The organism is Psychrobacter okhotskensis (assembly GCF_965638355.1).
GTDB lineage: Bacteria > Pseudomonadota > Gammaproteobacteria > Pseudomonadales > Moraxellaceae > Psychrobacter > Psychrobacter okhotskensis.
On record NZ_OZ281822.1, the window covers coordinates 2,952,146 to 2,966,304 of the forward strand.

The 14,159-nt window shown below is 44.8% G+C and carries 14 protein-coding genes; 4 read left to right on the forward strand and 10 right to left on the reverse strand.

The genetic code is table 11. The features are described from left to right. Positions 1-42: 42 nt before the first annotated feature. From hisC to ACSUPM_RS12265, 8 genes are all read right to left on the reverse strand, one after another. Positions 43-1,176: a histidinol-phosphate transaminase gene (gene hisC / locus ACSUPM_RS12230; RefSeq protein ID WP_436879987.1), complete on the reverse strand. Its 1,134-nt coding sequence runs from the start codon at positions 1,174-1,176 to the stop codon at positions 43-45. Positions 1,177-1,252: 76 nt separating this feature from the next. Beyond that, the gene (gene hisD / locus ACSUPM_RS12235; protein ID WP_025652488.1) at positions 1,253-2,548 is read right to left on the reverse strand and encodes a histidinol dehydrogenase; all 1,296 of its coding nucleotides are present in this window, start codon (positions 2,546-2,548) and stop codon (positions 1,253-1,255) included. A 251-nt stretch (positions 2,549-2,799) separates the two neighbouring features. After that, a complete protein-coding gene (gene hisG, locus ACSUPM_RS12240; RefSeq protein ID WP_025652489.1) occupies positions 2,800-3,492 on the reverse strand; it encodes an ATP phosphoribosyltransferase in 693 nt (230 codons plus the stop codon). 118 nt (positions 3,493-3,610) lie between these two features. Continuing rightward, positions 3,611-4,879, reverse strand: coding sequence for a UDP-N-acetylglucosamine 1-carboxyvinyltransferase (gene murA, locus ACSUPM_RS12245; RefSeq protein WP_025652490.1), 1,269 nt, complete (start codon positions 4,877-4,879; stop codon positions 3,611-3,613). A gap of 117 nt (positions 4,880-4,996) precedes the next feature. Beyond that, entirely contained in the window at positions 4,997-5,242 is a 246-nt protein-coding gene (locus ACSUPM_RS12250) for a BolA/IbaG family iron-sulfur metabolism protein (RefSeq protein WP_025652491.1), read from the reverse strand. Positions 5,243-5,434: 192 nt separating this feature from the next. Continuing rightward, positions 5,435-6,442, reverse strand: coding sequence for an alpha/beta hydrolase (locus tag ACSUPM_RS12255; RefSeq protein WP_227692010.1), 1,008 nt, complete (start codon positions 6,440-6,442; stop codon positions 5,435-5,437). Positions 6,443-6,660: 218 nt separating this feature from the next. Beyond that, positions 6,661-7,509: a BON domain-containing protein gene (locus ACSUPM_RS12260; RefSeq protein ID WP_025652493.1), complete on the reverse strand. Its 849-nt coding sequence runs from the start codon at positions 7,507-7,509 to the stop codon at positions 6,661-6,663. A 263-nt stretch (positions 7,510-7,772) separates the two neighbouring features. Continuing rightward, positions 7,773-8,297 carry a YraN family protein gene (locus ACSUPM_RS12265; protein ID WP_025652494.1) on the reverse strand — a complete coding sequence of 175 codons (525 nt, stop codon included), beginning with the start codon at positions 8,295-8,297 and terminating at the stop codon, positions 7,773-7,775. A 124-nt stretch (positions 8,298-8,421) separates the two neighbouring features. Here ACSUPM_RS12265 and rsmI point away from each other — a divergent pair, with 124 nt between their 5' ends. Together rsmI and ACSUPM_RS12275 are read left to right on the forward strand one after the other, a co-directional pair. Further along, entirely contained in the window at positions 8,422-9,387 is a 966-nt protein-coding gene (rsmI, locus tag ACSUPM_RS12270; protein ID WP_025652495.1) for a 16S rRNA (cytidine(1402)-2'-O)-methyltransferase, read from the forward strand. A gap of 52 nt (positions 9,388-9,439) precedes the next feature. Further along, positions 9,440-10,459, forward strand: coding sequence for an adenosine kinase (locus ACSUPM_RS12275; RefSeq protein ID WP_025652496.1), 1,020 nt, complete (start codon positions 9,440-9,442; stop codon positions 10,457-10,459). Between the two features lie 112 nt (positions 10,460-10,571). Here ACSUPM_RS12275 and ACSUPM_RS12280 read toward each other — a convergent pair whose 3' ends face one another. Next, the gene (locus ACSUPM_RS12280; RefSeq protein ID WP_025652497.1) at positions 10,572-11,894 is read right to left on the reverse strand and encodes an O-acetylhomoserine aminocarboxypropyltransferase/cysteine synthase family protein; all 1,323 of its coding nucleotides are present in this window, start codon (positions 11,892-11,894) and stop codon (positions 10,572-10,574) included. A gap of 236 nt (positions 11,895-12,130) precedes the next feature. Further along, positions 12,131-12,811, reverse strand: a complete 681-nt coding sequence (gene nfuA / locus ACSUPM_RS12285; RefSeq protein WP_025652498.1) for a Fe-S biogenesis protein NfuA — start codon at positions 12,809-12,811, stop codon at positions 12,131-12,133. A 454-nt stretch (positions 12,812-13,265) separates the two neighbouring features. Between nfuA and ACSUPM_RS12290 the strand changes: the two genes are divergently transcribed. Then, a complete protein-coding gene (locus ACSUPM_RS12290) occupies positions 13,266-13,616 on the forward strand; it encodes an IS630 transposase-related protein (protein ID WP_025652499.1) in 351 nt (116 codons plus the stop codon). Next, positions 13,591-14,115: an IS630 family transposase gene (locus ACSUPM_RS12295; protein ID WP_156915621.1), complete on the forward strand. Its 525-nt coding sequence runs from the start codon at positions 13,591-13,593 to the stop codon at positions 14,113-14,115. Before ACSUPM_RS12290 ends, ACSUPM_RS12295 begins: the two co-directional genes overlap by 26 nt. The last annotated feature ends 44 nt before the right edge of the window (positions 14,116-14,159 follow it).

Below are 14,159 nucleotides of genomic sequence, written 5' to 3' on the forward strand. Positions count from 1 at the left end.
AATTCAGCTATCGTCGTTATGAGCTAACCAAAAGATTACGCATTAACCCGCAGCGATATCGTTAGAGTCATGTAGCGTTTTTAAGGCCTCAATCAGGCGCTCATGTTGTGCTGGCGTACCAATGGTAATGCGTAAGTACTCATTGATACGCGGTTTGTCAAAATGACGGACAATGATACCTTGTTCACGTAGGGCAGAAGCCACCGTGCTAGCATTGCCATCTTTAGGACGGGCAAAGACAAAATTGGCATGCGATGGCAGCACGTCATAACCAAGTGCCGTTAAATCTGCAGTCAGTGATTCGCGCAAGTCCATAACCTGCTGACGCATTTGCTCAAAATACTCGACATCTATCACACTAGCAGTCGCCCCAGCTTGCGCCAGCTTATCGAGTGGAAAACTGTTAAAGCTGTTTTTCATACGTGTTAATGCTTCAATCAATGAGACATTGCCAAAAGCCATACCGACGCGCAGACCGGCGAGCGAGCGTGATTTTGAAAAAGTTTGCGTCACTAGAATATTATCAAACTCATTAATCAAGCTAATGGCTGAAACCGTCGTATCTTGATTATTTTCAGTGCTTTGAGCAAAATCAATATACGCCTCATCAATCACAACCACTGCATTTGAGTGTTCACCCGCCAGCTTACGAATGTCATCAAGCGATAACAGTAAACCGGTTGGCGCATTAGGATTGGCGATGATGATACCGCTACAAGGCTGACGATACGCATCAGGATCGACACTAAAGTCTTCTTCTAAAGGAATTTGTATCAGATCGACACCAAACGTCTGTGCATAAACCGGATAAAAACTATAGCTGATATCAGGTGCTAAGACAGGACGCTCTTTTAGGAAAAAACTGGCAAAGACGAGCGCCAACACTTCGTCTGAACCGTTACCGACAAAGACTTGGTTTGCCTCAAGACTATAAAGCTGCGCTAAGGCCGCCCGCAAATCATCAGATTCGGGTGCAGGATACAAGCGCAAATCTTCCGCTTGCTTCTCTAACACCTTAGCGATTGCCTGGCCTACTTTCGGTGACGGCGGAAAGGGGTTTTCATTGGTGTTCAGTTTGCATAAATTGTCGTGCTGTGGCTGTTCACCCGGCACATAAGGTGACAAGTTGCGTGCTTTAGATGACCAAAGTCTGGTATCTATCTTTGACTCACTCATAAATTATCCTACTAATTAGCCATACAGACTATTAAAAATATCTATCAAAAGTAAAAATGAAGACGCTCAAAATATCTTACTGATAACGATAACGGGCTGAGCGCGCATGGGCTTCTAGGTCCTCACGTTGCGCTAGAATATCAGCCGTCTCAGCCAATGGCTTGCTGCCGGATTCACTGCAATAAATAATTGATGATTTCTTCTGAAAGTCATAGACACCTAAAGGTGAAGAAAAGCGCGCAGTACCAGATGTTGGTAGCACATGGTTCGGTCCTGCACAGTAATCGCCAATCGCCTCAGGCGTGTGACGACCCATAAAGATAGCACCCGCATGACGAATATCATCTAGCAATGCATCAGGGTTATCAACGGATAACTCCAAATGCTCAGGGGCAATACGATTAATCAGTGCCATACCCTCGCTACGATCTTTCACTAAGATAAGTGCACCACGATTTTGCAGCGAGTCACGCGCGATATCTGCTTTTGGCAGCTCAGCGAGTGCTCTTTCTATCTCTAACTCGACTTCTTTTAACTGCTCTTCACTGGTCGTCACAAAGATAGCTTGAGCGATACGGTCGTGCTCTGCTTGCGACAACAAATCCATCGCGAGCCAATCAGCTCGATCTTGCGCTTCACCCTCTGCATATACCAACACTTCTGAGGGGCCTGCAATCATATCAATGCCGACTTGTCCAAATACTGCGCGTTTGGCTGCCGCGACATACTTATTCCCCGGCCCTGTGATTTTATCCACCGCTGGAATGGTTTCGGTACCGTAGGCTAAAGCTGCTACCGCCTGTGCGCCGCCAATGGTAAAGACACGGTCAACTTGTGCCAAATGTGCTGCTGCCAATACCAAAGGATTGAGCACCCCTTTCGGCGCTGGTACGACCATGATAACTTCAGTAACCCCAGCTACTTTGGCAGGAATAGCATTCATCAATACTGATGATGGATAAGATGCCAAACCACCCGGCACATAAATGCCAACACGATCAAGTGGCGTGACTTTTTGACCTAAGCGATTGCCTAGCTCATCTTCATATTGCCACGTTTCTTGTACTTGACGCTCATGGAAGGTCTGTACCCGAGTAGCTGCTGTGGTCAATGCCGTTTTTACATTCTCATCCAGATTGGCAAATGCATCGGCAAGTGCTTCTTTAGACAGCTCTAACTCTTGCATCGTTGTCGCTGGATGCTGATCGAATTGCTGAGTTAATGCCAATACGACGCTATCACCATCCGCACGTACTTGTGCGATGATATCGTCGACGGTATGCAATAATTCAGCATCATTGACGGTTTCAAAGGCAAGCAGTTGTGTCAATTGATTGTCAAAATCGGCATCTTGGGTACTTAACTGGCGCATGACCTAATCCTATATCTGAGCATAAAATACTGCTGAAAATAAACGGCGTGAATATAACTAAAGTATGCTTATTATTCACAAATATGGCGACTTACTGGCTGTCTTCTTGTCTAAATTTTACGGTGATTTTATTTTTTCGCAAGCTAAGACAATAAAACCAGTTTAGCACGCTATATCACTCATAGCCTGCTAAACTGGTTTAAAAATTCGCATCATCATGCTTTATATTACCAATGATTGGCACCGGTTTACTAGGCATCGGCAATACTGTTTTTAAAGCTATCTAAAATGGGTTCTAGTAACGCAAATTTGCGCTTATAGCTGACTTGATTGACGATAAGACGTGATGACACATCACAAATATGATCGCGTGCTTCAAGTCCATTCGCGCGTAGGGTATTACCCGTATCAACCACATCGACAATCAAATCGCCCAAGCCCACCAATGGCGCAAGCTCCATTGAACCGTAAAGCTTGATAACATCAACTTGCTGACCTTGGCTCGCAAAATACGCGCGCGCTACATTGACATATTTGGTCGCGATACGCAGACGACGATTGGGCAGTGGTGCGTCTTTTACGCCAGCGGTCATCAATTTGCATTGAGCAATTTTTAAATCAAGCAATTCATACACGTGGTTCGCGCCATGCTCAAGCAGCACATCTTTACCCGCTACACCAAAATCAGCCGCGCCGTGTTCGACGTAGGTCGGTACGTCGCTTGCACGCAAGATTAATACACGTACATTTGGGTTTGAGGTTGGAAAAATAAGTTTGCGCGAGGCTTCAGGATCTTCTAAAAGATCAACACCCGCTGCACGTAGCAGTGGCATGGTCTCTTCTAAAATACGACCCTTTGATAAGGCCAGTGTTAAGCCAAAGAACTCATCATTTACTTCGTTTAATAAACCATCATTTGGTAGGCTATTGCTTGCTTCAGTCATAATGACATCGTGTCCATGTGCAGTGAGTATCCCCACTAAAGAGGATTTTTTAATTTATAACACCAAACGTTCAACTTTATAAAGCCAATCAAGCTTAATCGCTGGTTTAGTTGTTAGTTTAGTCGTTAGTATTGATACGTTCGATATTGACCCCAAGCGCACGCAGTTTTTCTTCAACATGCTCATAGCCACGATCGATATGATAAATACGGTCGATTAAGCTTTCACCTTCCGCCGTTGCTGCCGCCATCACCAGTGACATAGACGCACGTAAATCAGTCGCCATTACCGGTGCAGCCGTAAAGTTTTCGACGCCTTTAACCACAGCCGTATGACCATCTACTTGAATAGATGCACCTAAACGATTAAGCTCAGGTACATGCATATAGCGGTTTTCAAAGATATTTTCGATAAAAGTACTGGTGCCATTCGCCAAGCAAGCAATCGCCATGACTTGCGCTTGCATATCTGTTGGAAAGCCGGGGTGTGGCTGCGTACGGATATCAACCGGCAGTGGACGACCTTTCATTTGTGCACGAATCCAATCATCACCGCTAGTAATCACCGCACCCATATCTTCGAATTTTTCTAACACGGGTGTTAATAGCAGCGCAGATGTGTTTTTGGTCAACACATCACCGCGCGTCATCAACGCGCCAGCAAGGTAGGAGCCAGTTTCGATACGATCTGGCACCACTGAATACTCACAACCATGCAAGCGTTCAACGCCTTCGATGGTCATGATAGAAGTACCGATACCGCTTATTTTAGCGCCCATCGCCACCAACATATTGGCCAAATCGACCACTTCTGGCTCAAGCGCGCAATTACCCAAAACAGTCGTGCCTTTGGCAAGTGCGGCGGCCATGATGACGTTTTCAGTACCGCCAACGGTGATCATGTCAAATGAAAAGTTACAGCCAATCAGCTTGCCGCCTTTTGGCGCTTTTGCTTTTACATAGCCATTCTCGACACTAATCTCAGCACCCATCGCCTCAAAGGCTTTTAGATGTTGGTCTACAGGACGTGAACCAATCGCACAGCCACCGGGCAATGACACTTCTGCCTCACCAAAACGTGCCAGCAATGGCCCAAGGACTAAAATCGAGGCACGCATGGTCTTCACCAAATCATACGGCGCATAGAAATTATCAATACTCTTGGTATCACAAGTGACAGTATCGTCCTGCTTTTGGATTTTGATACCCATGCCACTGATCAATTCAATCAACGTCCGCACATCTTGTAATGAGGGCACATTGTGCAATGTCGTTGGGGTCTCGGCCAATATCATAGCTGCCAATAATGGCAAAGCAGCATTTTTGGCGCCTGAGATAGTGACTTCCCCTGCGATACGACTACTACCAGTGATTAAAAATTGATCCATAGAAGTGACAACCTAGCGATGAGTATTAAAAATAGTGAAAATCAGACTTATCGAACCAATCATTGTAATAATCGTTAAAACAATCAGTTCTGTGCAAGCCCAGCGTATATAAAAAATTTAACCTTTTGACTGAACATCCCATTCAGCAGGTGTCAGCGCTTGAATATTGAGCGCGTGAATATCACCACTGGCAATCTTGTCGTTGACTAGCGCATAGATCGCTTGCTGGCGTTGCACGGCGCGCTTGCCTTCGAAACTAGCATCAACCACGCGTACATCAAACTTATTACCTTGATTGGCAGCTTGAATAAAAGCGTCTGGGAAATGAGTCTGTAAAAATGCAATCAGGTCGTCAGCGTTCATGCTCATAGAATATTCTGCCTTAAGTGTTAAATAGGGTATAGAGGTAAAGTGACGACATTATAACAAGAGTTTAAGCATCTTACAGTACTGTCTTACGCAACTGCGCCTAAGCCATAAAACCAGCAATGAGGATACGGTTATAAACACTCTAGACGCTAGACATTCAAGCAGTACTGAGATTAACAAACACGACTACTTGAGCTCTTTATCCAAGTAAGTCAAAACCTGCGCGCGCACATCGTTTAGCCAGCGTAGTGGTGGCGCCATAGCTCCGATACTGGTCGCATGACTGGCCCCTTCAATTTCACCGTTTTCTACCATAACACCCGCCTCTTTTAGCGCTTTAGTCATCTTGATAGTATTGGTAGCGTACACGATTTTATCATTTTCGGCAGTGAGCAATAGATAAGGCGGCTGCTCGCCTTTGATATGACGGTCGGGCATAACCTCGTCTGGTGTGGCATCAGCAGCAAAAGCCGTTGCGCTGTCAAATTTACGGAAATCATAGCTATAAGGACCTGCAATCCCAATGACTGCCTTAATGTCCTTTGGCTTAATACCATAAGGCGCTAAAAAATCTTCATTAGCAACGGCAGCAACCACATTGAACGCACCAGCAGAATGCCCAACCACTGCCAAGCGTTTTGGATCAGCATGCAAGCTGGTCGCATTGTCGAAACTCCAAGCAATCGCTTGCGCTGCATCTTCGACGTAATCGGGATATACATGCTCAGGTGCTTTACGATAATTAATTACGGCGGTGACATAACCTGCCTGCGCCAAACTTTGACCGACAAAGGCGTACTGTTCCTTATTACCACTCTCCCACGAGCCGCCATGGACGAAAACCACCATCGGATAACTGTCATTAATAACAGCATCTTTAGTAGCACTCTCGGCTTTCATAGCTTGGGCTAAAGGCTTGGGATAATAAATATCCAAATCTTGTAATGGCTCATCACCGTATAGAATATTTTTACTAACACCAACACCACCACTTGACGTAATGCCATTGACCACAGCGAGCGGTGACAAAGCTTGTGCGTTTTGAACGGCAAGTGCGATACCACCTACTGCCAATGCGGCTGCGCCCGTCAATTTTAAAATACCTAGTTTGCTAGCGGTATTACTAACAAGGCTTTCATTGTTTATTTTATGATTAATTGTATTGTGCTGCGCGCGCTTGTTTGCATCTTTCATTGTCAGTATCCCTATTATATTTATATATTGGTCAAACCTAATAGCATTGCGACAGCCGTCTTATAGAATGAACATTAGGGTCTGTCTTGTCTATTCTTCACCTGTTATATCTTACTGGCTGATCGATGCATTATCGTGCTTTTACTGTTGCCGCTGTTTAGGCTTATTGTGATTGTTCGGCAGTAAGCCTATTAGGCCGTGTTGATCTCAATAAAGGCTTACTGATTCTGATAAAGGTCAATATAAGGACTAGATGACGGCTGAGTAACTGACTCGCCTTCCTCTGTTATAACGATAGGCGTCGCAGTACTAGCAGCATCAGCCGTTGCGACATTATTTACATTAGGGTTGACGTTAGACGCTACATTAGGGTCGATAACGGGCGCTGTGGCAGGGTTGGCCAAATTATCTTCATACATAATATCGTCTTCAGCCAACTTAACCCCTCTATCATCGACGACGGTGGTCAGTAATACCAGCTCTGTGATTCCGACTGTGTCGTTAGCGATATCAATCAGGTGGCTTTGCTGGGTAGGCGTCATGCGTCCCATGATATAAACCACCCCATCATCGGTCACCGCTTTGATCTGTGAGGCTTTGACGCCATCACTTGCCGCGACTTTTGCCAGCAGCTTGGAAGTGATATAACCATCATGAACCGTTGAGCTATAACCCTTCGAGGCACTAACGCTCAGCTCGTTATAGACACGGCGTACATCGGGCATAGAGCTCACGACTTTTTCGACTTCTGCTTTAATCGCTTCGGTAGGCACTTCGCCAGTCAGCAACACTTCACTGTTAAAACTATCAATGCCCATGCGGCTGGTTTGCTGTAGGTCTTCTTTGAGACCATAAACATTGATTTTGACCGTATGCTCAATACTACGATCGAGCAGACGCTGTGGAATCGTACGCTCAGTCATTGGCACGCCATAGGTGCCCTCGGTACTATTAGTCAGATAATTGGTGGTACAACCTGTACTGATGAGACCAGTCATTAGCATAACGCCTATCGCAGTGCGACGTGATAAGCCAAAAATAGCAGTGCGCAAATGCATCCGTGTCATTATTTACCTCTTAGAGCATGATGTGACGATTGTTTGGGTTCAATTGGTTTAGCAGTTTTAACTGAGTAACTATCAAATATCAAATATCAAATATCAAAGTAAGAATTATCGACTGAGTAATCGCTAACGTCATCGTTTCTACGACTAGCCATTTTCGTTCAATTACTTTACTTAATTTTTACGGTGGACAGTTAGGTTTTTGGTAACGATAACATGCCGTCGTATTTTCTTTGCCTGTTTGGTAACACAGTCAAAACGCAACATTACCACGCGCTGGCTATAAAAGCGCTTTTTAGCCACTCCGGCTTATTCTCTGATTTATCATTGATATAATCGTTATTTCTATTTGTATGGTTAGCAGCAATGCTGCGAGCATTGACCTTATTCGTATCATAAGCAATGACATCAAAGCGGCACTCATAGTGACTATATTCAGGGTGCGCCTGTAAAAAATAACGAGCTGTTTTGATCACTTTACGCTGTTTGCTTGCCGTAACGCTAAGCGCGGCATCACCAAACCCTGAATGCTGGCGCTGGCGTACTTCAATAAATACCAGCGTCGACCATGCTGAACCCGTCTCCAACATTACCAAATCTAATTCACCAACTTTAGGCTGCTGCCAGTTTTGCGCAATCAGCTGCAATCCTTGCGCATGTAAAAACTCGCACGCTCGTTGTTCAAAGCGGCTGCCTTGGCGCTGTTTTGGTGAAGTAAGGGTCAAAGGTTTATGATCTGCCATAACGTCCATGGGTCTGCTCAACATTTCATAATTATCATAGCACAACATGCTAAACTAACCACTTTTGCGTCCTTTTATCGCTATTAATTATTCACTACTTGAATGATTGATATATGATAAATGCCAGCGCCACCTTATTTTTTAATTCCTGTTTTTAATACTTCGAGGTTTTATGTCTACCCCTACTGCGATGCCAGCTTGTCTTTATATCGTTGCCACGCCGATTGGTAATCTCACCGATATGACGCCGCATGCGGTCGATATCCTAAAGCAAGTCGCTATCATTGCCTGTGAAGACACCCGTACCTCAGGTAAACTGTTGTCGCATTTTGGCATCGACACTAAAGATAGCAAAGGCAGTAAAACGGACGATACCAAAGCGCCAGCCACTCATAATAGCGCTGATAATGCCGATGCCACCGAGACTGTAGGTAAGCAAAAAGGACATAATAAGCTGTGGGCCTATCATGAGCACAATAGCGCCATTCAAACGCCTAAAATTATTGAGATGATCGGGCAAGGTTATTCGGTCGCCTTAATCAGTGATGCCGGCACGCCGTTGGTCAGTGACCCTGGTTATCAATTGGTGCAAGCTGCCCATGCCGCTGGGGTTACTGTGTCACCTATCGTTGGCGCATCTGCCGCTATTGCTGCATTGTCTGTAGCGGGATTGCCGTCAGACCGTTTTAGCTTTATTGGTTTTTTACCAGCGAAAACTCATGGTCGCCAAAAACAACTGACTGCTCTAAACACGCGTACCGAAACATTGATATTTTATGAAGCGCCGCATCGTATTATCGCCAGCTTAGAAGATATGGCGACGATATTTGGCGACGATCGTGACGTGACTTTTTGCCGTGAATTGACCAAGACTTTTGAGACTGTTCGTAAGAGTACGCTGGGCGACTTGGTTGAGTTTGTCAAAGCAGATGACAATCAGCAGCGCGGCGAAATAGTCGTGGTGGTCGCTGGCGTTGATGCGGCACAAGATACTGACGATATCAGCCTCCATGATAAATTATTACAGCGTTTGTTAGAGGATTTATCGGTCAAAAAAGCGGCTGCATTGGCGTCCGATATTACGGGCGTCAAAAAGAATGCCCTTTATCAGCGTTTGCTTGAACTACAAGCCGAATGACTTTCGAATATAAAAAATAGCCGTTTATAATTTAATTGAGGAGAAATGAACAATGTACGATGTAATGGCGATAGGGAATGCCTTGGTTGACCACGAATATGTGCTATCTGATGCAGCATTAGAAGAGACAGAGTTGACCAAAGGGAATATGACCTTGGCAGGTATCGAAGAGCAGCAGCAACTGCTGGCCTACTTCCAACTTGCAGAAATTGCGCCATCAAAACAAGCCGGTGGTGGCTCAGCCGCAAATACTATGTATGCGTTTGCCAGCTTAGGCGGCAAGCCCTTTTATGCGTGCCGTGTGGGCGATGATGATCAAGGCGCCTTTTACCTCAGGGACTTGCACGAAGCAGGCGTCGCCACCTCAGACAAGTCTATACATGCAGGCGGTGTAACTGGATCTTGTGTGGTGGCAGTGACCGAAGATGGTGAACGCACCATGCAGACTTATCTAGGCACCTCAAGCGATATTGTCGCTGATAACGTCGATTTTGATGCGCTAACGCAAGCAGATTGGCTATACCTAGAAGGCTATTTGGCCATGTCCGAGGGCATCCAGCCAGCCATGACTCAGTTACGTCAGCAAGCTGGCATTCATAATGCAAAGATTGCGGTGAGCTTCGCCGATCCAGCCGTGGTTAAATTCGCCAAAGACGGTTTGCTCAATATGCTAGGCAATAAAGTGGCGGTGATATTTTGTAATAGTGAAGAAGCCAAGCTTTTTACGGATAAAAAACAAGTCAAAGCTGCCGCACGTGCGCTACTTGAGCATTGCCAAATTGCGGTAGTGACTGATGGCGCAAAAGGTGCCGTTATCGCTCATAAACCTGATGCCGAGTCAGAGTTAATCGTCCATGATATTGCTACGCCAGTCGTTGCCAATGTCATCGATACCAATGGCGCTGGCGACAACTATGCCGGTGCGTTCTTATACGCGCTATCGCAGCACTACACCTTACCAGAATGTGGTCGTCTTGCCAGCGAAGTGTCCGCACAAGTGATTCAGCAGTTTGGCCCGCGACTCATGCCGCAGGACTATAAAGAGATTGCCAAACGGGTACTGTCCGCTTAATCTCTTTATATATTTCAGACGGAAAAGCACTAATAAAAAAGCCCATATCAAATCGATATGGGCTTTTTCTTTTGCAAATTATTTTATTGTTAAGAAATAAGAAACTTGTACATTAAGCCAAGGCTAATGCCTGTTCTAAATCAGCCTTGATATCGTCAATATGTTCAATACCAATCGACAGACGTACCATGTCGGTACTCACACCTGCATTTTTTAGCTCTTGCTCATTGAGCTGGCGATGGGTGGTCGTCGCTGGATGACACGCCAATGATTTGGCATCCCCGATATTGACCAAGCGCGTAATTAGTTGCAAGGCATCGATAAAGCGCGCGCCTGCTTCAAGTCCACCTTTTACCCCAAAGGTTAAAATCGCAGAAGGCGTACCTTTCATGTATTTTTTGGCAAGCTCATGCTCAGGATGATCCGGCAGACCCGCATATTTTACCCAAGCGACCTTGTCATGGTCACGTAGATATTCAGCAACGGCTTGCGCGTTCTGTACATGACGCTCCATACGTAAGCTCAATGTCTCCATCCCTTGCAAGATACCAAACGCATTTAGCGGACTTAACGCTGCACCAGTATTACGTAATGGTGCCACGCGAGCACGAGCGATAAAGGCCGCAGCGCCGACGTCTTTGACGAAGTTCACACCGTGATAGCTGTCGTCTGGCGTGTTTAATAACGGGAAGCGCTCTGGGTAATCGCCCCAAGGGAACGTACCACTATCGACAATCGCCCCACCAATCGAGGTGCCCGTACCACTCATATATTTGGTCAATGAATGAATGACAATATCCGCGCCAAACTCAAACGGACGGCAAATCGCTGGCGTGGCAACCGTACTATCAATCACCACTGGCACACCATATTCGTGCGCGATGTCACTGAGTGCTTGAATATCAATAATGTTGCCCAGTGGATTACCGATACTTTCAGCAAAGACCATCTTGGTTTTATCATCGATTAAATCGCGAATCGCTTCAGGATTTTTGTGATCAAAGAAGCGGACTTCGATACCTTGACGCGGCAAAGCATGAGCAAATAGATTATAAGTACCACCATATAGCGTTGATACCGCCACGATATTATCACCCGCTTCACAAATGGTTTGAATGGCATAAGTAATGGCTGCCATACCAGATGCAACCGCAAGCGCGCCGATACCGCCTTCTAGCGCTGCTACGCGTTCTTCTAATACCGCATTGGTCGGGTTCATGATACGGGTATAGATATTACCTGCGACTTTTAAATCAAACAAATCTGCGCCATGCTGGGTATTATCAAACGCATACGAGCTGGTGTGATAAATAGGCACAGCGACCGCTTTGGTCGTTGGCTCAACACTATAACCGGCATGAATCGCTAAGGTCTCTAGACGCTGCGTAGGTTTTGTGCCGTTATCTAAATTGCTCTCTGGTTGTCCATCACTCATAACAAACTCCTTGGTAGTCACTAAAAAAGCATCAATCAAAATAAATCATTCAAAGGTATAGATTGACCAATAATCTCTAAAAAAGCCATCTTATAAATGATAGCCATAAAAAAAAGCTGAGTTAATCATAACCCAGCTTCTTTATGAAAAGAATAGCCAATGTTGGGTTTATTAATAACCACCCAGCATAAGTAACCCTATTTCAATCTACTTCTGATTGTATTGATACTTACCACTTATTTGTAATAAGCATTTTCAGTACGAGTATGATCCGTCTCATCGATGACTTGTGTCAGCTCTGGTATTTGCTGCTTAAGCTGTACTTCAACGCCTTGACGCAAGGTCATGTCGACTGCTGAACAACCTTGGCAACCACCACCGAATTTCAATACGGCAGTGAGACCAACGCCTTCTTCATCAATCAGTTCAAGCAACTGTACGTCACCGCCATGCGCCGCTAAGCCTGGATTAATCTCAGACTGCAATACATAGTTGATACGCTCTTCGACGCTGGCATCGGCACCGACTTTCGGTACTTTAGAGTTTGGCGCGCGGAAGGTCAGCTGACCACCGAAACGGTCTTTATTATAGTCAATTACTGCATCTTCGAGATAAGGGACTGATGACGCTTCGATAAAGGCAGAGAAATCATCATAAGTAAAACGCAAATCGGCACTGTCTTCTTCGCCCGGTTGGTTATAAGCCATACAGCACTCGGCACGCGGCGTACCAGGATGCTCGACGAAGATACGCACACCGATGCCGTCAGTATCTTGCTTGGACAGTAAATCGGCCAAGTACCCTTGGGCTGACTCGGTAATGGTAATATTACTTTTTGTTTCTGTTTGCTCAGTATCTAGCGCTGATTCATAGTCTGCAGATTGATCTGCTTGGCTGGTTTGATTGTGCTCACTCATAATTTTTCCTATGCGTTATGACACAAACGCGACTGCTGTCATAGCTGCTGTGTCGTGAATTTGGGCAATTTGATTTAAAAATTATCAAGCATAACGGTTGATATTATAGTGCTCTAACGGCAATCTTGATAAAGGTTTGATGATTTTATAATCACTATTATAGCGCATTCAGTCAATAATTCCGACTGCGCTACTGCGAATTAAAGCGTGACCGTTATAAATAGCCACTATTGGTTTTTTTAATGGTGACATATAAAAGATAAATAGGTGACATTAATATAGATAATAGCGACCACTAATAATGCGATGCAAAATTATTTAATTACCCACACCGCGTCTGCTATTGTTTATATTAAGGCTGGCAAATGAATTATCAAGGATAAAAACATAGTATAGTGTATTAAATATAAAAATGTTATAAGATAAAACATCTCAACAGATATACTCAATTATCATGACTTACTCACTAGATTATCGCAAACAAGTTCTTAAAAGCTTAGCAGGTGGCATGACTTTTGCCGAGGCAGCCTCTTTTTATGATATTAGTCCAACCACCATTCAAAAGTGGAAGAAACGGCTGCATAGTAAGAGCACTCGCAATGTTACGCCATCAAAAATACCAGATGATGCACTACGTAAAGACGTTGAGCGTTACCCTGATGACTATCACTATGAGAGAGCAAGACGGTTCAACTGTACTGCCCCAGCCATTTGTGAGGCTTTAAAACGCCTAGGCATCAGTCAAAAAAAAGACCTTAGAGCATCCAAAAGCATGTCCAATAAAAAGAGCGGCGTATCAGAGTAAGCTTGATAACTTTAAACAGCAAGGTTATCCCATTGTGTATATGGACGAAAGCGGTTTTGAAAGCCAGACCATTCGTCCTCATGGTTATGCACTGATAGGCAAACCCTGTATCGACAGCTACAACTGGCAAGGTAAAAAGCGAACCAACGTCATTGGGGCTCTATATGAAAAGATGCTATTTGCACTGGATTACTTTGAACACAACATTAACAGCGGCATATTCTACGATTGGTGCAAACACACCCTAATCCCAAGCCTTAAAACCAAATGCGTGATTGTCATGGATAACGCTCGGTTTCATAAAAGTAGACGTATCCAAAAATTACTGAACAGGCATGGTCATCGTATCCTATGGCTGCCGCCGTACAGCCCAGACTTGAACCCTATTGAGAAAAAATGGGCTCAAGTGAAGTTTCTACGCCAAGGGTGGATGGAAAACGACTTATCCAAATTATTTTATGATGTTTGTCCTAGCCATAACACTTTTGTTTTGAACTGACTATAGCGATAGCATTGCTGTCGCATTAACGATACAGCAAATGA